Source organism: Hydrogenophaga sp. PML113, from assembly GCF_001777155.1.
Lineage (GTDB): Bacteria > Pseudomonadota > Gammaproteobacteria > Burkholderiales > Burkholderiaceae_C > Hydrogenophaga > Hydrogenophaga borbori.
Map to the genome: position 1 here is coordinate 1 of NZ_MIYM01000013.1, position 17,569 is coordinate 17,569.

General features: G+C 67.6%; 19 protein-coding genes and 1 pseudogene. 8 read left to right on the top strand and 12 right to left on the bottom strand.

Annotation, left to right across the window (positions count from 1 at the left end; genetic code table 11):
* The 10 genes and pseudogenes from BHU06_RS19220 to BHU06_RS19265 all read right to left on the bottom strand — a co-directional run.
* On the bottom strand, positions 1–127 hold a 127-nt coding region (locus BHU06_RS19220; protein WP_236640437.1), incomplete at its 3' end, for a GTP-binding protein.
* A 157-nt stretch (positions 128–284) separates the two neighbouring features.
* Positions 285–2,387 carry an elongation factor G gene (gene fusA, locus BHU06_RS19225; RefSeq protein ID WP_070400837.1) on the bottom strand — a complete coding sequence of 701 codons (2,103 nt, stop codon included), beginning with the start codon at positions 2,385–2,387 and terminating at the stop codon, positions 285–287.
* 89 nt (positions 2,388–2,476) lie between these two features.
* Positions 2,477–2,947 (bottom strand): 30S ribosomal protein S7, encoded by a 471-nt coding sequence (gene rpsG / locus BHU06_RS19230; RefSeq protein ID WP_070400838.1) that lies wholly within the window; start codon positions 2,945–2,947, stop codon positions 2,477–2,479.
* A 150-nt stretch (positions 2,948–3,097) separates the two neighbouring features.
* Positions 3,098–3,475, bottom strand: coding sequence for a 30S ribosomal protein S12 (gene rpsL / locus BHU06_RS19235; RefSeq protein WP_009516237.1), 378 nt, complete (start codon positions 3,473–3,475; stop codon positions 3,098–3,100).
* Positions 3,476–3,594: 119 nt separating this feature from the next.
* Positions 3,595–4,773, bottom strand: coding sequence for a D-alanyl-D-alanine carboxypeptidase family protein (locus tag BHU06_RS19240; protein WP_070400839.1), 1,179 nt, complete (start codon positions 4,771–4,773; stop codon positions 3,595–3,597).
* Positions 4,774–4,811: 38 nt separating this feature from the next.
* Positions 4,812–5,435: an alpha/beta hydrolase gene (locus BHU06_RS19245; protein ID WP_070400840.1), complete on the bottom strand. Its 624-nt coding sequence runs from the start codon at positions 5,433–5,435 to the stop codon at positions 4,812–4,814.
* 1 nt (position 5,436) lies between these two features.
* Positions 5,437–5,790, bottom strand: coding sequence for a ferredoxin (locus BHU06_RS19250; RefSeq protein ID WP_070400841.1), 354 nt, complete (start codon positions 5,788–5,790; stop codon positions 5,437–5,439).
* Between the two features lie 9 nt (positions 5,791–5,799).
* Positions 5,800–6,876, bottom strand: coding sequence for a VanZ family protein (locus tag BHU06_RS19255; RefSeq protein ID WP_345774103.1), 1,077 nt, complete (start codon positions 6,874–6,876; stop codon positions 5,800–5,802).
* Between the two features lie 50 nt (positions 6,877–6,926).
* Entirely contained in the window at positions 6,927–7,355 is a 429-nt protein-coding gene (locus BHU06_RS19260) for a CopD family protein (protein ID WP_070400843.1), read from the bottom strand.
* Positions 7,356–7,681: 326 nt separating this feature from the next.
* Positions 7,682–8,092, bottom strand: a pseudogene (locus BHU06_RS19265) (EscN/YscN/HrcN family type III secretion system ATPase); the annotation flags it as partial.
* Here BHU06_RS19265 and BHU06_RS19270 point away from each other — a divergent pair.
* The 7 genes from BHU06_RS19270 to BHU06_RS19300 all read left to right on the top strand — a co-directional run bounded on the left by BHU06_RS19270 (position 8,043) and on the right by BHU06_RS19300 (position 14,185).
* Positions 8,043–8,675, top strand: coding sequence for a LysR substrate-binding domain-containing protein (locus tag BHU06_RS19270; RefSeq protein ID WP_070400845.1), 633 nt, complete (start codon positions 8,043–8,045; stop codon positions 8,673–8,675). The pseudogene BHU06_RS19265 and the gene BHU06_RS19270 overlap by 50 nt on opposite strands.
* Positions 8,676–8,726: 51 nt before the next feature.
* Complete coding sequence (locus tag BHU06_RS19275) at positions 8,727–8,957, top strand: cysteine-rich CWC family protein (RefSeq protein WP_070400846.1); 231 nt, start codon at positions 8,727–8,729, stop codon at positions 8,955–8,957.
* On the top strand, positions 8,954–10,492 hold the full coding sequence (locus BHU06_RS19280; RefSeq protein ID WP_070400847.1) for an MFS transporter: 1,539 nt from the start codon (positions 8,954–8,956) through the stop codon (positions 10,490–10,492). The genes BHU06_RS19275 and BHU06_RS19280 overlap by 4 nt, the downstream gene beginning before the upstream one ends.
* Before the next feature lie 29 nt (positions 10,493–10,521).
* Complete coding sequence (locus BHU06_RS19285; RefSeq protein ID WP_070400848.1) at positions 10,522–11,286, top strand: class II glutamine amidotransferase; 765 nt, start codon at positions 10,522–10,524, stop codon at positions 11,284–11,286.
* A 128-nt stretch (positions 11,287–11,414) separates the two neighbouring features.
* Positions 11,415–12,440, top strand: a complete 1,026-nt coding sequence (locus BHU06_RS19290) for an ABC transporter substrate-binding protein (protein ID WP_070400849.1) — start codon at positions 11,415–11,417, stop codon at positions 12,438–12,440.
* 1 nt (position 12,441) lies between these two features.
* Complete coding sequence (locus BHU06_RS19295) at positions 12,442–13,329, top strand: ABC transporter ATP-binding protein (protein ID WP_070400850.1); 888 nt, start codon at positions 12,442–12,444, stop codon at positions 13,327–13,329.
* Positions 13,330–13,357: 28 nt separating this feature from the next.
* Entirely contained in the window at positions 13,358–14,185 is an 828-nt protein-coding gene (locus BHU06_RS19300) for an ABC transporter permease (protein WP_070400851.1), read from the top strand.
* A 40-nt stretch (positions 14,186–14,225) separates the two neighbouring features.
* Here the strand turns inward: BHU06_RS19300 and BHU06_RS19305 are convergent, their stop codons facing one another.
* Together BHU06_RS19305 and BHU06_RS19310 are read right to left on the bottom strand one after the other, a co-directional pair.
* Entirely contained in the window at positions 14,226–15,680 is a 1,455-nt protein-coding gene (locus tag BHU06_RS19305; protein ID WP_070400852.1) for an amidohydrolase family protein, read from the bottom strand.
* Positions 15,673–16,365: a GntR family transcriptional regulator gene (locus tag BHU06_RS19310; protein ID WP_070400853.1), complete on the bottom strand. Its 693-nt coding sequence runs from the start codon at positions 16,363–16,365 to the stop codon at positions 15,673–15,675. The genes BHU06_RS19305 and BHU06_RS19310 overlap by 8 nt, the downstream gene beginning before the upstream one ends.
* Before the next feature lie 177 nt (positions 16,366–16,542).
* Between BHU06_RS19310 and BHU06_RS19315 the strand changes: the two genes are divergently transcribed.
* Positions 16,543–17,562, top strand: a complete 1,020-nt coding sequence (locus tag BHU06_RS19315; RefSeq protein WP_175442890.1) for a TRAP transporter substrate-binding protein — start codon at positions 16,543–16,545, stop codon at positions 17,560–17,562.
* Positions 17,563–17,569: the final 7 nt, after the last annotated feature.

A 17,569-nucleotide genomic window follows, 5' to 3' on the forward strand; every position in this document is an offset into this window, starting at 1 on the left:
CGCCGCCGAACTTGCTCGCCAGCACCGTCGTGATCGCCGCCGTCAGCGTCGTCTTGCCGTGGTCCACGTGCCCGATCGTGCCAACGTTCACGTGCGGCTTGGTCCGCTCGAATTTTTCCTTAGCCATGTCGATTCCTTAAAAAGAACAAAGCCCGTGTGAGGGTTTAAGGTCTGCACGCCACTGCTGGATCGTCCCGCACGGGCACAGGACGGCGTGGCGTCGCAGACCGACTGGATCGGCGGGAGGGCGCGCGAAGCACCCACCCCGTCGAACCGACTTACCTTTACTTCGCGCGCGCGGCCACGATGGCCTCGGACACGTTGCGCGGCGCTTCCGAGTAGTGCTTGAACTCCATCGTGTACGTGGCACGACCCTGCGACATCGAGCGCAGCGTGGTGGAGTAGCCGAACATTTCGGACAGCGGCACCTCGGCCTTGATGGCCTTGCCGCCACCGACCATGTCCTCCATGCCCTGCACCATGCCGCGACGCGACGACAGGTCGCCCATCACGTTGCCGGCGTAGTCCTCGGGCGTCTCGACTTCCACGGCCATCATCGGCTCGAGGATGACCGGGTTGGCCTTCTTGCAGCCTTCCTTGAAGCCGAAGATGGCGGCCATCTTGAAAGCCTGCTCGGACGAGTCCACGTCGTGGTACGAACCGAAATGCAGCGTGACCTTGACGTCCACCACCGGGAAGCCCGCCAGCACGCCGGTGTTGAGGGCTTCGATCACGCCCTTTTCCACCGCCGGGATGTACTCGCGCGGCACCACGCCGCCCTTGATGGCGTCCACGAACTCGAAGCCCTTGCCGGCCTCGTTGGGTTCGATCTTGAACACCACGTGACCGTACTGGCCCTTGCCGCCGGACTGGCGCACGAACTTGCCTTCGGCCTCGTCCACGCTCTTGCGGATGGTCTCGCGGTAGGCCACCTGGGGTTTGCCCACGTTGGCTTCCACGCCGAATTCACGCTTCATGCGGTCGACGATGATCTCCAGGTGCAGCTCGCCCATGCCGGAGATGATGGTCTGGCCCGATTCCTCGTCGGTCTTGACGCGGAACGAGGGGTCTTCCGAGGCCAGGCGCTGCAGCGCGATGCCCATCTTTTCCTGGTCGGCCTTGGTCTTGGGTTCCACGGCCTGCGCAATCACGGGCTCGGGGAAGACCATGCGCTCCAGGGTGATGACGGCATCGGGGTCGCACAGCGTCTCGCCCGTGGTCACTTCCTTCAGGCCCACACAGGCGGCGATGTCGCCGGCGCGGATTTCTTCCACTTCCTGGCGGTTGTTGGCGTGCATCTGCACGATACGGCCGATGCGCTCCTTCTTGCCCTTGACCGGGTTGAAGACGGTGTCGCCTTTCTTCAGCACGCCCGAATAGACGCGCACGAAGGTGAGCTGGCCGACGTAGGGGTCGGTCATGAGCTTGAACGCCAGCGCGGACAGCTTCTCGCCGTCGTCGGCCTGGCGGGTCGCGGGCTCTTCCTTCTCGTCGGTACCTGCCACCGGGGGGATGTCCACCGGCGAAGGCAGGAAGTCGATCACGGCGTCGAGCATGCGCTGCACGCCCTTGTTCTTGAAGGCCGTGCCGCACAGCATGGGCTGGATCTCGGTCGAGATGGTGCGCGTGCGCAGGCCCAGCTTGATCTCTTCCTCGGAGAGGTCACCCTCCTCGAGGTACTTGTTCATGAGGTCTTCGCTGGCTTCGGCCGCGGCCTCGACCATCTTCTCGCGCCACTCCTTGGCGGTCTCGACGAGCTCGGCCGGGATGTCGTGGTATTCGAACTTCATGCCCTGCGAAGCCTCGTCCCAGATGATGGCTTTCATCTTGAGCAGGTCGACCACGCCCTTGAAGTTGTCCTCGGCACCGATCGGAATGACGACCGGCACGGGGTTGGCCTTCAGGCGCAGGCGCATCTGGTCATAGACCTTGAAGAAGTTCGCGCCGGTGCGGTCCATCTTGTTGACGAACGCCAGACGCGGCACCTTGTACTTGTTGGCCTGGCGCCAGACGGTTTCCGACTGGGGCTGCACACCACCCACCGCGCAGTACACCATGCACGCGCCGTCGAGCACGCGCATGGAACGCTCCACCTCGATGGTGAAGTCAACGTGGCCGGGGGTGTCGATGATGTTGAAGCGGTGCTCCGGGTAGGACAGGTCCATGCCCTTCCAGAAGCAGGTGGTGGCAGCGGACGTGATCGTGATGCCGCGCTCCTGTTCCTGCTCCATCCAGTCCATGGTGGCGGCGCCGTCGTGCACTTCACCGATCTTGTGGTTCACGCCGGTATAGAACAGGATGCGCTCGGTCGTCGTGGTCTTGCCTGCGTCGATGTGCGCGGAAATGCCGATGTTGCGGTAACGCTCAAGGGGCGTGGTGCGGGCCATGGAAATACTCCGGAATGGTTCGAGCCCGCCACCCCTGTAAGGGGCCCGCGGGCTCTCGGGTCAGGTTGATCGGAAAGATAAGGTCCGAATCAGAAGCGGAAATGGCTGAAGGCCTTGTTGGCTTCGGCCATGCGGTGCACTTCGTCGCGGCGCTTCATCGCGCCGCCACGGCCTTCGGTGGCCTCGATCAGCTCGTTGGCCAGGCGCAGGGCCATGGATTTTTCGCTGCGCTTCTTGGCCGCCTCCTTGATCCAGCGCATCGACAGCGCCAGACGGCGCACCGGGCGCACTTCAACGGGCACCTGGTAGTTGGCGCCACCCACACGGCGGCTCTTCACCTCCACCATGGGCTTGACGTTGTTGATGGCCGTCGAGAAGATTTCGAGCGGGTCCTTGCCCGACTTCTTCTCGATCTGCTCAAACGCACCGTAGATGATGCGCTCGGCCACGGCCTTCTTGCCGCCTTGCATGATCACGTTCATGAACTTGGCGACTTCGACGTTGCCGAACTTCGGGTCCGGCAGGATTTCACGTTTAGGGACTTCGCGACGACGTGGCATGTTTCACCTCTTGCTTCAGTTGATGTCCGGACGTCCTTCTTGATCCAGACACCCCGCAGACCCATCAGGAGCCTGCACTTACTCGGCCTTTGTTCAAGGCCACTACGCCGTTCCGGCTCGTCAAAACCGGGCGGCACCGAATGAGACCGATCAGGCCTTCTTGGGGCGCTTGGCGCCGTACTTGGAGCGGGCCTGCTTGCGGTCTTTCACGCCCTGCAGGTCCAGCGAGCCACGCACGATGTGGTAGCGCACACCGGGAAGGTCTTTCACACGGCCGCCGCGAACCAGCACCACGCTGTGTTCCTGGAGGTTGTGGCCTTCACCGCCGATGTAGGAGATGACCTCGAAGCCGTTGGTCAGGCGGACCTTGGCAACTTTGCGAAGCGCCGAGTTCGGCTTCTTCGGGGTCGTGGTGTACACACGGGTGCACACGCCGCGGCGTTGCGGCGAGTTTTCCATGGCCGGGCTCTTGGATTTGGTCTTTTCGACCTCCCGGCCGTGGCGCACGAGTTGGTTGATGGTTGGCATTGAAAACGTCCCTAAACGTTTGAAAACGACAAAGCCTTTCGGAAAATTCCGAAAAGCCTACTAGTGTAGCACTGGCGCGTCAGCCGCGCCAAGCCGCCCCCCCGCCCCCGGGGAACGGGTCACTGGATCCAGAGGCGGATCGCGTCCCAGGCGCGGCCGAAAATGCCCGCCTCCTCCACGGTCTCCAGCACCGTCAGTGGCACCTCCACGACGGGCTGACCCGCGGCGGTGGTCACGCGCAGCGTGCCGAGCGGCTGCCCTTTCTGCAGGGGCGCGACGAGGGGATCCGGGCGAACCACCGTCGATTTCAGGCCAGCGCCCTGGCCGGCCGGCACCGACACCACCACGCCTTCGGCGCGGCCGAGTTTGGCGGTGTCGGCCTTGCCCTTCCAGATGCGCGGCTCGGCCGCCGGCTGGTTGGCCGCCAGCAGGCGCACGGTATCGAACGCGGTGTACCCCCAGTTGAGCAGCTTCTGCGACTCGGCGGCCCGCGCGTTCTCGCTCGACGCGCCCAGCATCACCGACACCAGGCGGCGCTGGCCAGCCGGCCCATCGCCCAGGCCAGGCACCGGCCGGCGCGCGGTGGCCACCAGACAGTAGCCCGCCGCGTCGGTGTGACCGGTTTTCAGCCCGTCGACGGTCGGATCCCGGAACAGCAGCAGGTTGCGGTTCGTGTCGTTGGTGGCGGGCGTGCCCGGGTAGCGATAGCGCTGGATGGAGTAGTAGCCGACGTATTGGGGGAAGTCGTTCATCAGCCGCGTGGCCAGCGTGGCCAGGTCGCGCGCCGTGGTGGTGTGGCCCGGGGCCGTCAGGCCCTCGACGTTGCGGTAGCTGGTGGCCGTCATGCCCAGCGCCTTGGCCTGCTGGTTCATGAGTTCCACGAAGCGCTCGACGGAGCCCGCCACGCCCTCGGCCAGCGCCACGGTGGCGTCGTTGCCCGACTGCACGATCATGCCCTTGATCAGGTCTTCGACCGGCACCTGCATGCGCGGCTCGATGAACATGCGCGAGCCCGGCATCTTCCAGGCGCGCTCGCTCACGCCGAAGGTCTGCGTGAGCGTGATCTTGCCGGCGCGCAGCGCGTCGAACACCAGGTAGGCCGACATGAGCTTGGTGAGCGAGGCCGGCTCCACCGGCGCGTCGGGCTCCTTGCTGGCCAACACCTGGCCGGTGGTCACGTCCAGCAGCAAATAGGAACGCGCCGCGATCTCGGGGGGTTGCGGCATCTGCGCCCAGGCAGGCGCCAGCGCGGCCAGCGACAGCGCCAGGCCGGCGATCAGGGAACGGAAACGGGTCATCAACGCAAAGTCCTCAAAAAAATCGGCGCCACTGCGGCTCAAGGCCGCCAATGGCGCCACACCAGCTCGCGCAGCAGGGGCAGCTGGCCATGGAAGAAGTGGCCGCCGCCCGGCACCACCACCACGGGCAGGGACTGCGGACGAGCCCAGTCCATGACCGCGCTCAGCGGCACCGTGTCGTCAAGCTCGCCGTGAACGACCAGCGTTCGGGCCTGAAGTTCCTGCGGAACCGGCGCCACTTGAAATCGGCTGGCGGCGGTACCGACCAGGACCAACTCGCGGACGTCGCGCACGGGATGCAGGCGCTGCAGGGCCTGGCTGGTGACGTAGGAGCCGAAGGAGAAGCCGGCCAGGGCCAGGGGCCCGGAGGGCGCCTCCGACTGCACCACGGCCATCAGGTCGTCGGTCTCGCCGCGCCCCTCGTCGTACTGTCCGCCGGAGCGCCCCACGCCGCGGAAGTTGAAACGCACCGCCACCATGCCCGCCAGCACGGCCGCGCGCGCCAGGGTTTGCACCACCTTGTTGGTGAGCGTGCCACCGTGCAAGGGATGCGGATGGGCAATGACGGCCGTGGCGCGGGCCACGCCCTCGGGCCGGTCAATGGCGAGCTCGATGGCGCCGGCCGGACCGTCGATCAGACGCGATTCGGTTTGCGCGTTCACCTCAGCGGCCCACGTCGGGAGGCGTCAGCAGCCGCTCGACCACGACGCCATCGCGCAGATGCGACTCGACGATTTCATCGATGTCCGCTTGATCGACATAGCTGTACCAGACGGCCTCCGGGTACACCACTGCGATCGGGCCACCCGCGCAACGGTCAAGACAGCCCGCGCGGTTGACGCGCACGCCGCCCGGCCCGAGCAGGCCGAGGGCCTTGGCGCGCGACTTGCAACGGGCAAAAGCGTCTTCGGCCTTGTGGTCGGCGCAGCAGGCTTCGCCACCTTCGCGCTGATTGAGGCAGAAAAAAATGTGCCGCTGATAGTAGGAAGCGGGAGGGGTAGCGGTGCCATCGGCCATGACGCGATTCTAGGCCGCTGCCTCCTGGTGTCCTGGCGGACGCGCCACGGCGCGCAACCCGAACAGAATGGCAGCGAAAGGCCACAGCCACCCCAACCACTGCGACAGGCCGTGAAAGCGGATGAAACGCCCTTGCTCCCAGACCTCGAGCGACTGCACCATGTAGGGCACCTCGGGTGCGCGATTGAGCAGCGAGAGCGCCACGGCCAGGCACAGCAGCATCAGGGCGTGGCACATCCGCCGGGGAAGGGGCAGGCAGGCCAACCCCACCACCAAGGCCGCGAGCATGCCGACCACCGCCACAGGACTGAGCCAGGCCCAGGCATGGTCCGGCCCGTGCGTCAGCGCCGACGACAGCCCCGCGACCAGCGTGGCGCCGCCAAAGAACAGCGGCAGGAACAGCACCCGCCGCCACCCGCCCTTCATGTCGCCGAAGGCCATAAGCAGCGGCGCCAGCAGGCTCAGCGCCACACAGAATGCCTGCGTCAGCAGACTCAACGGCACCACCGGCTCCGCACGCGTCGGCAACCACGCAAGGAACGGGGTGTCGCCGAGCCAGTCGGCCAGCGCCAGCATCAGGCGATCGGCCACCTGCCCCAACCCAAAGGGCACCGCAGCCGGGTACAGCAGGGCCAGCGGCCACAGCGCCAGCAGCACGAGCCCGCCGTGCGCTCCGGGCGCGAACCAACCGTCGCGAAAGCGGCCCCAGCGCGCCAGCACGCCCCAGCGGTCCAGCAGGACCATGAGACCGGCGCCCAGCGCGCCCCCGGTCGAATTCAGGCCGAAGTCCACGTTGGAGGGAACGCGCCCCGGCAAGAAGGTCTGCAGGCTCTCGACGAGGCCCGACAGAACCACGGCACCGCCGGCCCCCCACCAGAATGCCCCGCGGCGCCAGCCCAGCCGAAGGGCGGCCCCCACCATCAAGGCGCCCAGCGGCACGTAGCCCACGAAGTTGGTCCAGAGGTCGAAACCCGTCCAGTACTGCGGCCACGGCGCCCACAACCAGGACCACGGCTCCACGCCCTGGACGCGCCAGCCCGTGAAGGGGTAAAGACTGGCATAAGCGATCAGGCCCGCGTACAGCACGGCCAAAGGCCAGGCCGACGTCCGAGAGCCCGTGACCATGGCGCCGGCGCTCAAAAGGGCTTGACCACCACCAGCACCACCGCTGCCACCAGCAGCAGCACCGGCGCCTCGTTGAACCAGCGGAACCAGACATGGCCGTGCCGCGACGCCCCGCGCTCAAAGCGCCGCAACAAGACGCCGCAGGCGTGGTGGTAGCCCAGCACCAGCACCACCACGAACAGCTTGGCATGCATCCAGCCATTGCCCGGCCCCCGCCCGATGCCATACCCCAGCCACAACCACAGCCCCAGCGCCAGCGCCGGCACCGCCAGCAGGGTGGTGAACCGCAGCAGCTTGCGAGCCATGAGCAGCAGGCGCGCCCGCTCGGCCACGCTTTCGGGCGGCACCATGGCCAGGTTCACAAAGACGCGCGGGAGGTAGAACAGGCCAGCAAACCAGCTGGCCACGAACACGATGTGAAAGGCTTTGACCCAGAGCATCCGGGCAGTGTAGTTCGCGCGATCCAACACCCTCTCAGCAGGCGAATGGACAAAAAAAACCCGGCCAGGGGCCGGGTTGGGAAGCCTTTTTGCTGTCACACACTAAGGCACCCGCTCAGGGAGGAAAAGCGGGAGGCACCTCTCGGCACCCGCCTCAATTTTACTTCAGAATCTTTGAATCTCCAACTTCACCCCTGTCAAATTTGACAGTCCATGCAACGGAGACATGATCCGACCGGTCGGTCGCACGCCGGTACAACGGTACCACCGATGCAGCGGCCGACGGCCGCGGGCAAGAAGGGAAATGCAAGGGCCCGCTGGGCGGCTCAGGCCGCCAGGGTCCGCAGTTGCTTGATCGCGGCGTCGAAGCCCGACAACTCGTGTGTGGGCTGCCGCAAAAAGGCGTTGATGGCCTCGCGGCGTTCGATCGCCACATCGGCCACCCGATCGGCGCCCTTCTTGTACTCGCCGACCTTCAGCAACAGCTCGATCTCGTCGTACTTCGCCAGCAGCTCGCGCACCCGGCCGGCCGCGGCCTTGTGCTGCGGGGACACCAGGGCGCCCATCACGCGCGAAGCCGAGGCCAGGACGTCGATGGCTGGGTAGTGGTTGGCCGCCGCCAGTTTGCGCGACAGCACGATGTGCCCATCGAGAATGGACCGGGTCTCGTCGGCCACTGGTTCGGTCATGTCGTCGCCCTCCACCAGCACGGTGTACATCGACTTCGTGGTGGTGCCGTCGCTGGTGAAGGAACTCGCGCGGCGCGCGCCCCACGTGATCCTGCGCATCGTCGGCCCCAACCCCACGCGCTTCGGCGAGATCTTCAGCAGCGGCGAAGTGGACGTGTCCATCACCTACTTCCCCAATCCCCCCGCCAGCCTTCGCGTGCGCCCGCTGTTCCGCGACCGCCTCGTGGGCGTGGCCCGGCGCGGCCATCCGCTGCTGTCCGGCGCCATGGACCTGCGACGCTTCTGCGACCAGGGCCACGTGATCGTCGAGCCCGGCCAGGCCACCATGTACAACGCGCAGATCGAGCAGGCGCTCGAGCGCGCGGGCCACCCCCGGCGCACGGTGATGTCAAAGCCCACCTTCCTGGGCATTCCCTTCATCATCGAGCAGACCGACCTGATCGCCACCGTGCCCGAGAAGGTCGCCAAGGGGTTCACCCAGTTCACCGACATCGAGATCTTCGAGCCGCCGCTGGACCTGGAGCCGTTCGGGGTCGTGCTGCTGTGGCACGACCGCACACACAACAACCCCCTGCAACGCTGGTTCCGCGAACTGGTGATCGAGCTCTTCCAGGACCCCGAGCACCCCTGATCGCCCCCGTCCCGCGCAGCGGCGACAATGGCGCGGCGGATACTCCCTCCCATGCCCGCCCACCCGCCCACCCCCATCGACGCGACGCGCTGCCCCTTGTGCGGCGGCGACAACCGCTGCGCGGTGGAGATCGAGAAGGCCACCGGCGAGCCGCAGCCACCGTGCTGGTGCGTGAGCGAAACCTTCAGCCCCGAGCTGCTCGCCCGCATCCCCGAGGCGGCGCGCCGCCAGGCCTGCGTCTGTCAGGCCTGCGTGCGCCAGGCGCTGGCACCCCGCCCATGAGCGAACCGCCCGCACCACCGCCCTCGCCCCACGGGCTGCCCGCGCTGCGCGAACGCTACGGACCGCGCTACCGCTGGCTGCTGCTGCTCGCCGTCATGGTGGGCACCATGGCGTCCATCATGTCGTCCACCGTGGTCAACGTGGCCATCCCCGACATGAGCCAGCACTTCACGCTGGGCCAGGAGCGCGCGCAATGGGTCAGCTCGGGCTTCATGGCGGCGATGACCGTGTCCATGCTCACCACGCCCTGGCTGCTGGCGCGTTATGGCTACCGCGCCACCTATTCGGGCTGCATGTGGCTGCTGCTGGTGGGCGGCATGGCCGGCGGCCTGGCCAACCACTACCCGCTGGTGCTGGCCGCGCGCGTGGCCGAGGGCCTGGCGGCGGGCGTGGTGCAGCCCATCCCGGCCATCATCATCCTGCGCGCCTTCGACTCGACCGAGCAGGGCCGCGCCAGCGGCGTCTTCGGCATGGGCGTGGTGCTGGCGCCGGCGCTGGGGCCCAGCATCGGCGGCGTCCTGGTGGACTGGTTCGGCTGGCGCTCCATCTTCTTCATGGTGGTGCCGTTCTGCATCGCCTCGCTGTGGATGGCGCGCAAGCTCATCCCCACCTCCGCGCCTGGCGGCCAGGCCGCCAACCGCGCGGGCGCCGCGCTCGACTGGCGCGGCCTGCTGCTGGCCGCCGCGGGCACCTTGTGCCTGCTCAATGGCCTGGTGGAACTGCAGGGCGGCACGCCGCTCACCGCGGCCACGCTGCTGCTGGCGGCCGGCGCCTTGCTGCTGGTCTTCGTCTGGCTGGCGCGGCGCATGCTGCAGGCGCACCGCCACGCGCACGGGCCCGAGCCGCTGATGAACCTGAGCCTGTTCGCCGACCGCCGCTTCGCCATGGGCAGCCTGGTGGCCTTCATCTACGGCGTGGCGCTGTTCGGCTCCACCTACCTGCTGCCGGTGTACATGCTGATGGGCCTGCAGCTCTCGCCTTCCGTGGTGGGCACGGTGCTGCTGCCTTCGGGCCTGGTGCTGGCGGTGACGATCGCCAGCGTCGGCCGCCTGGCCGACCGCCAGCCCACGCACCGCCTGGTGTGCATCGGCCTGGTGCTGCTGGCGGCCTCGTTCGCGCTGATGGTCACGATCCGGCTGGAGCACGCGGCGCGCATCATCCCGCTGCTGGTGCTCTGGGCCATCGTCGGGCGCATCGGGCTGGGCTTCATCCTGCCCTCGCTCAACATCGGCGCCATGCGCGGGCTGGGCCACGCCCACATCCCGCAGGGCGCCAGCGTCATCAACTTCCTGCGCATGCTGGGGGGCGCGGCGGGCGTGAGCCTGTGCGGCATCTTCCTGGAGTGGCGGCTGGCCGCGCACGGCGCGCCGCTCGACGCCTCACCCACCACGCCGGCGCGCCTCGCGGCCTTCGACGAAACCTTCCTCATGCTCGCGGCCATCTGCGCGCTGGCCCTGCTGGCCGCCGCCCGGCTGAAGCCCCCGGGCCCCGCCGAACCACCATCGCCGCCCGAACGGCATACTGCCCGGGGATAGGCCGCCAGCGAAAGGGCAGAATCCGCGCCATGTGCCAACTGCTGGGACTCAACTGCGCCACGCCCACCGACGCGTCGTTCAGCTTCACGGGCTTCTGCGACCGCGGCGGCAAGACCGACCACCACGCCGACGGCTGGGGCATCGCCTTCTTCGAGGGCAAGGGCCTGCGCCTCTTCATCGACCACCGCAGCGCACACGACTCGCCCATGGCGGCCTTCCTGCAGGGCTACCCGCTCAAGAGCCGCAACATCATCGCCCACGTTCGCAAGGCCACCATCGGCGAGGTGGCGCTGGAAAATGCCCACCCCTTCGTGCGCCAGCTCTGGGGTCGCCAGTGGGTGTTCGCGCACAACGGCGACCTGAAAGACTACGAGCCGAACCTGCACAGCCACTTCCGCCCCGTGGGCAGCACCGACAGCGAACGCGCCTTCTGCTGGCTGATGCAGGAAATGGCCAAGTCGCACGCGTCCCTGCCCAGCGTGGACGAGCTCACCCGTACCCTGCGCGAACTGGTGCCGCAGGTGCGCCGCTTCGGCAGCTTCAACTTCCTGCTCTCCAACGGCGAAGCCCTGTGGGCGCACTGCAGCACCCACCTGCATTGGCTGGTGCGCCAGCACCCGTTCTCGCTGGCCACGCTGAAAGACCGCGACTGGACGGTGAACTTCGCCGAGCTCAACCACCCCGGCGACCGCGCGGCGGTGATCGTGACCACGCCGCTCACCCGCAACGAGGTGTGGACCCCCTTCGCGCCCGAGGAGCTCAAGGTCTTCGTGGACGGGCTGCCGGTGGCCTGAAGGCGGCCTGAGGCGGGGCTAAGGGCAATCCCCAGTCCCGCGCCACGCGACTGGGAAACCCCCCGGACTATCATCGCCGGGCCACCACCCCAGCGGGGCCACCCGCTCCGCCCCTCAGGAGACCCGACATGCAACGACGCCACTTCGTCGCCGGCGGCCTCGCCGCCGCCGCCCTGCCCCGTTTCGCCGCCGCGCAGGGCCTGGAAAAGCCCAAGTGCACCATCGCCGTGGGCGGCAAGAACCTCTTCTACTACCTGCCGCTGACCATCGCCGAGCAGCTGGGCTACTTCAAGGACGAGGGCCTGGACCTGACCATCGTCGACTTCGCCGGCGGCTCGCGCGCGCTGCAGGCCGTGGTCGGCGGCAGCGCCGACGTGGTGTCGGGCGCCTTCGAGCACACGGTGAACATGCAGTTCAAGGGCCAGCCCATGCGCGCCTTCGTGCTGCAGGGCCTGGCGCCGCAGATCGTGCTGGGCGTGAACCCCAAGACCATGGCCAACTTCAAGACCGTGGCCGACCTCAAGGGCAAGAAGATCGGCGTGACCGCGCCGGGCAGCTCCACCAACGTACTGGTGAACTTCGTACTGGCCAAGGCCGGCCTCAAGCCCAGCGACGTCAGCATCGTCGGCGTGGGGGCGAGCAACGGCGCCGTGGCCGCCATGCGCGCGGGCCAGATCGACGCCATCAGCAACCTCGACCCGGTCATCACCCTGCTGCAGCGCTCGGGCGACCTGAAGATCGTCTCGGACACGCGCATCGTGAGCGAGGCCGAGAAGGTGTTCGGCGGCCCCATGCCCGCGGCCTGCCTGTACTGCCCGCAGCCCTTCATCGACAAGAACCCGAACACCGTGCAGGCCATGGCCAACGCCATCGTGCGCGCCAACAAGTGGATCCAGAAGGCCGGCGCGGGCGACATCATCAAGGTGGTGCCCGAGAGCTACCTGCTCGGCGACCGCGCGGTCTACATCGACGGCTTCCTGGCCGCGCAGAAGGCGCTGTCGCCCGACGGCCTGTTCCCCACCAAGGGCCCCGAGACCGCCTTCCGGGCCCTGGGCAGCGTGGACGCCGCCATCGCCAAGGCCAAGCTCGACCTGAGCGCGGTCTACACCAACAGCTTCGCGCAGAAGGCCAACGCCAACTACCCGAAAGGCTGAGATGTCGGCACCAGCGATCGAACTGCAGGGCGTCGCCTGCACCTTCATCAGCAAGGACGCCCCGGGCCAGCGCTACACCGCTGTCGACCAGGTGGACCTGCGGGTCGGTGCGGGCGAGTTCGTGAGCGTGGTGGGCCCCACCGGCTGCGGCAAGAGCACGCTGCTCAACGTCGCGGCCGGCCTGCTGGAGCCGAGCAAGGGCAGCGCGCGCATCTTCGGCGAGCCGCTCAAGGGCATCAATTCGCGCGCGGGCTACATGTTCCAGGCCGAAAGCCTGATGCCCTGGCGCACCGCGCTCGAGAACGTGATGGCCGGCCTGCAGTTCCGCGGCGTGGGCGCCGCCCAGGCGCGCGAACAGGCCGACGGCTGGCTGCGCCGCGTCGGCCTGGGCGGCTTCGGCGACCGCTACCCGCACCAGATGAGCGGCGGCATGCGCAAGCGCGCCAGCCTGGCGCAGACCCTGGTGCTCGACCCCGACATCATCCTCATGGACGAGCCCTTCTCGGCCCTGGACATCCAGACGCGCCAGCTGATGGAGAACGAGGTCCTGCAGCTGTGGTCGGGCGACGAGCGCCGGGCCGCACCCAGCTCGGCGCGCGCCCCCTCGGAGGAGCAGCGCGAAGCGCCAGGGGGCCATGCCCGCAAGGCGGTGCTTTTCATCACGCACGACCTGGACGAAGCCATCGCCATGAGCGACCGCGTGGTGGTGATGTCGGCCGGCCCCGCCAGCCGCCCCATCGGCGACTTCACCATCGACATGCCGCGCCCGCGCGACGTGGCCGAGGTCAAGACCACGCCGCGCTTCCTCGAACTGCACGCCGCCATCTGGGCCGTGCTGCGCGACGAGGTGCTCAAAGGCTACCAGCAACAACTGCGCAAGGCCGCCTGAGCGCGGCCCTTCACCGCCCCGTCATCGCATGTGGAAGTTCATCAAGCCCCGTCCGGGCAACCTCACCCTGTGGCAGCTGGCGCTGCTGGTGCTCATCTTCGTGTTCTGGCACGTGATGACCACGCCCGGCCTGGTGCCGACCTTCATGTTCGACAACGACCGCCAGGCCGCGTTCTTCTTCGGCGAGCCGCTGAAGATATTCGCCCGCATCTGGGCCTGGTTCGTCGGCGACGCCGACATCTACGTGCACCTGTGGATCACGCTGGCCGAGACGCTGATGGCCTTCGGCATCGGCGCCGTCACGGGGCTGGCGGGCGGGCTGTGGCTGGCGCTGTCGCCCATGGCCTCGGCCATCCTGGAGCCCTACATCAAGGCGCTCAATTCCATGCCGCGCATCATCCTGGCGCCCATCTTCGCGGTCTGGTTCGGCCTGGGCATGGGCTCCAAGGTGGCGCTGGGCGTCACGCTGGTGTTCTTCATCGTCTTCTTCAACGTTTACCAGGGCGTGAAGGAGGTGAGCCCGGTGGTGCTGGCCAACGCGCGCATGCTGGGCGCCAGCCAGAAGCAGCTGCTGCGCCACGTCTACCTGCCCAGTGCCACGAGCTGGGTGTTCAGTTCCCTGCACACCAGCGTGGGCCTGGCCTTCGTGGGCGCGGTGGTGGGCGAGTACCTGGGCTCCTCGCAGGGCGTGGGCTACCTCATCCTGCAGGCCGAGGGCCAGTTCGACATCAACACGGTGATGGCGGGCATCCTGGTGCTCACCGCCTTCGCGCTGGTGCTGGACGCGATGGTGGGGCGCATCGAGAAGCGGTTGATGAAGTGGCAGCCCAAGGCCGGGGAAACGGAGAAGCTGTAAGCGTCCGGCCCGCGGCCGGAACGCGGTGGGTGGCGCGGCCTCAGTCGGGTCTTCGCAGCACCTGGCCTGGGCGCGCCCCGGTGGCCTGACCGTCCGCGTACACCTTGCGCCCGTTGACGAACACCGACCGGATGCCACGCGCCGGGGTCGCCGGCGCATCGAAGCTGGCGGTGTCGATGATGTCGTCGGCGCTGAACAGAACCATGTCGGCAAACGCTCCTTCGCGGATCTCGCCACGGTCCACCAGCCCGAAATGCCGGGCGGACATGCCCGTCATCTTGTGCACGGCGGTCTCCAGCGGGAACAGTTTCAGGTCGCGCGAGTAGTGCCCCAGCACGCGGGGGAAGGTCCCCCACAGGCGCGGATGCGGGTGGGTGTCGCTCGGCAAGCCATCCGAGCCGATCATGCTGCGCGGGTGCTTGAGGATGGTCTGCACGTCGGCCTCGTCCATCATGAAGTAGATGCCCCCCGCGGGTTGAAGCCGGTCGGCCATGGCCTTCATGCTCAGGCCGCGCTCCGCCGCGAGTTCGGCGAGGTCACGTCCCGCCGCCGTGGGCTCGGCCTGTGACCAGCTGATACGGATGCGGCTCGCGTCGGAAAATTTCTCGACGTCGAGCACGCTCGACGCGGCGTCGTAGGGGTACACGTCCAGCCCCGTGGGGTGCCGGGCGTTCGCCTCGTCGATGAGCGCCAGCGTTTCTGGCGCGCGGCCAAAGTTGCGCGTGCCGCAGCATTTGTGGTGCGACACGACCACCGGAACGCCCGTCTCGCGGCCGATGCGGAAGGTCTCTCGCAGCGACTCGTCGATGTGGTCCGCTTCGTTGCGCATGTGGGTGGTGTAGAGCGCGCGCGGCCGACCCCGCATGGCTTCGGTGATCGCGATCACCTCTTCCGTGCTGGATGCATCGGCCGTCCGGTAGAACAGGCCGGTCGACAGGCCGATCGCGCCCGCATCCAGGCTGGCGTCGAGCAGGCGGCGCATGGCGGAGATTTCGTCCGGCGTGGCCGGGCGGCGCAGATCGCTCATGGTGGCCACACGCAAGGTCGAGTGCCCCACCTGGGCCGCGACGTTCACCGCCGCGGGTTCGGCCGACAGGTAGGCCAGGTAGTCGGCAAAACGCGCGAAGAAGGCGCGCGGATCGCCGCTGAGCAGGTCCAGCGGCGGCGGCGGCCGCTGCTCCAGCGACAAGGGGGCCAGGCTCACCCCGCAATTGCCGGTGACCACCGTGGTCACGCCTTGGCTGATCTTGCACAGGTGGATCGGGTCGTCGATCACCACGCGATCGTCGTGCGTGTGCACGTCGATGAAACCCGGGGCGAGCACCTGGCCCTTGGCGTCGATCTCCACCGCTGCGCGTGCCTCGATGCAGTCCGCCACCTGCACGATGCGGTCGCCGCACACGGCGACGTCGGCGACGCGTGCGGGGGCGCCGGTGCCATCGATCACCGTCGCCTGGCGAATCACCAGATCGGGCACCGTCGAGGCCTCAACCATGTGTCGTCTCCTTGTTGGTGAACATGCCCACCAGGAAGCTGGTGGCCTCGACGAAATGCCGGTCCAGCCCCCTGAGCGCACGGGCCTCATCGCGGCTGGCGATGCCCTCCATCACGTCCTCGTGCTGGCGGCGAAAGCCCTCGGCCGACAGATGCGGCCCGCCGGCGTGCGCCATGTACAGCAGCATCTTGTGTTCGATCAGCGCGAAGTGCCGCGACAGCAGGCTGTGGTGCGCCATGGCCACGATCTGCTGGTGCATGGCGAGGTCCAGGTGGTACGCCAGGCCGACGTCCTGGTTGGCGGCGGCGGCCAGGGCGCGCTCGTACCGCGCTCGCAACTCGGCGACTTCGGCATCGGAGGCGTGCACGATCGCCTGCCGCACGGCGAGCTGCTCGAGTGACTCACGGATGGTTTCCAGTTCCTCGGCCCCGCGCACCGTCACCGGCATCACGATGGTGCCGCGAAAGCTCTCCTGTTCCAGGAGTCCTTCCTGGATCAAGGTCTGCAGGGCCGCGCGCACCGTGCTGCGGCTCAGGTTCAGTCCCTCAGCCACCTTGGTCTCCACCACACGCTCCCCCGGCATGAACAGGCCGTTGAGGATGGACCGCACGATGGCCTGCTTCGCTTGATGCTGCAGGCTGTCGCGGCTCACGGGGGCCAGGTCGGACAGGGGGCTTGCGTCCATTTCAAAGCTCACGGTTTCTCCTTTGGCGCGGCCTTTTCATGGCCACCGCGCGGGCGGATTATGCCCAAGGGAACGACCTCTTGTCGACAGTTAACATGCAACAGTTGACAGTTAACATTGGTGACACATACGATGGCGCCGCATTCCACCCCTCCCCACACCACCACAGAGGTACCCATGAGAACTTTTCCCGGTCTGAGGCGCGATGCCTTGAAAGTGGCGGCCGTCGCCTGCGCACTGGGCCTGGCCGGCCCCGTCTGGGCGGCGAAGCACGTGATCAAGGTCTCGCACGCGGTCACCGTGAACCACCCGGGCCACAAGGCCATGCTCAAGTTCAAGGAGAAGGTGGAGGCCGACTCGAAAGGGCAGATCGAGGTACGCATCTTTCATTCCAGTCAGCTCGCCGGCCAGCGCGAAGGCGTCGAAGGTCTGCAGGCCGGGTCGATCGAAATCACCCTGACGCCCAACGGCATTGCGGCCGCCTTCGACCCGACTTTTGCCCTGCTCGACATCCCATTCCAGTTCGACAGCGCGGCGCACGCGCGCAAGTTCCTGGACAACGGCGGAGAGAAGATGCTGTTCGCCAACCTTGGCAAGGTGGGTCTGGTGGGCCTCGCGGCCTGGGAACAGGGCTTTCGCAACCTGGCCACGGTGAAGGCCCCGGCCATGAAGGCCGCCGACATGCAGGGCCTGAAGCTGCGCACCATGGAAGCGCCGCTGCACATCACGGCCTGGAAGGCCGTGGGCGCCAACCCCACGCCCATCGGCTGGGCCCAGGTCTACACCTCGCTGCAGCAAGGAATCATCGACGGCGTCGAGAACCCCAGCTACATCTTCTCGCAGACCCCGGTGCACGAGCAGCTCAAGTTCCTCACGCTCACCAAGCACATCTACGACCCGATCCTGGTGCTGGGCTCCAAGGCATTTTTCGACAAGCTGCCCGCCGATCTGCGAACCCTGGTATTCCACTCGCTGAGTTCGCTCACGCCGCAGGAGCGCCAGTACGTCGACGAAGACGTCACCAAGGCAGAAACCAAGGATCTGCCGGGCTTCGGCGTGAAAGTCATGGACATGCCGGCCGCCAATATGGCCGAACTGGCCAAGGCCTCGCAGCCGCCTGTGATCAAGGACGTGGAACGCCGCGTGGGCGCCCCCGCACTGCAGGCCTGGCAGTCCGCCGTCAACGCCGCTCGCTGAAGGCACT

Excerpts from the sequence above, each read along its gene's own strand:
- fusA (WP_070400837.1), bottom strand. The coding sequence starts at position 2,387 with ATGGCCCGCACCACGCCCCTTGAGCGTTACCGCAACATCGGCATTTCC.
- rpsG (WP_070400838.1), bottom strand. The coding sequence starts at position 2,947 with ATGCCACGTCGTCGCGAAGTCCCTAAACGTGAAATCCTGCCGGACCCG.
- rpsL (WP_009516237.1), bottom strand. The coding sequence starts at position 3,475 with ATGCCAACCATCAACCAACTCGTGCGCCACGGCCGGGAGGTCGAAAAG.
- BHU06_RS19240 (WP_070400839.1), bottom strand. The coding sequence starts at position 4,773 with ATGACCCGTTTCCGTTCCCTGATCGCCGGCCTGGCGCTGTCGCTGGCC.
- BHU06_RS19250 (WP_070400841.1), bottom strand. The coding sequence starts at position 5,790 with ATGGCCGATGGCACCGCTACCCCTCCCGCTTCCTACTATCAGCGGCAC.
- BHU06_RS19260 (WP_070400843.1), bottom strand. The coding sequence starts at position 7,355 with ATGCTCTGGGTCAAAGCCTTTCACATCGTGTTCGTGGCCAGCTGGTTT.
- BHU06_RS19270 (WP_070400845.1), top strand. The coding sequence starts at position 8,043 with ATGTCGTCGCCCTCCACCAGCACGGTGTACATCGACTTCGTGGTGGTG.
- BHU06_RS19275 (WP_070400846.1), top strand. The coding sequence starts at position 8,727 with ATGCCCGCCCACCCGCCCACCCCCATCGACGCGACGCGCTGCCCCTTG.
- BHU06_RS19280 (WP_070400847.1), top strand. The coding sequence starts at position 8,954 with ATGAGCGAACCGCCCGCACCACCGCCCTCGCCCCACGGGCTGCCCGCG.
- BHU06_RS19285 (WP_070400848.1), top strand. The coding sequence starts at position 10,522 with ATGTGCCAACTGCTGGGACTCAACTGCGCCACGCCCACCGACGCGTCG.
- BHU06_RS19290 (WP_070400849.1), top strand. The coding sequence starts at position 11,415 with ATGCAACGACGCCACTTCGTCGCCGGCGGCCTCGCCGCCGCCGCCCTG.
- BHU06_RS19295 (WP_070400850.1), top strand. The coding sequence starts at position 12,442 with ATGTCGGCACCAGCGATCGAACTGCAGGGCGTCGCCTGCACCTTCATC.
- BHU06_RS19300 (WP_070400851.1), top strand. The coding sequence starts at position 13,358 with ATGTGGAAGTTCATCAAGCCCCGTCCGGGCAACCTCACCCTGTGGCAG.
- BHU06_RS19305 (WP_070400852.1), bottom strand. The coding sequence starts at position 15,680 with ATGGTTGAGGCCTCGACGGTGCCCGATCTGGTGATTCGCCAGGCGACG.
- BHU06_RS19310 (WP_070400853.1), bottom strand. The coding sequence starts at position 16,365 with ATGGACGCAAGCCCCCTGTCCGACCTGGCCCCCGTGAGCCGCGACAGC.
- BHU06_RS19315 (WP_175442890.1), top strand. The coding sequence starts at position 16,543 with ATGAGAACTTTTCCCGGTCTGAGGCGCGATGCCTTGAAAGTGGCGGCC.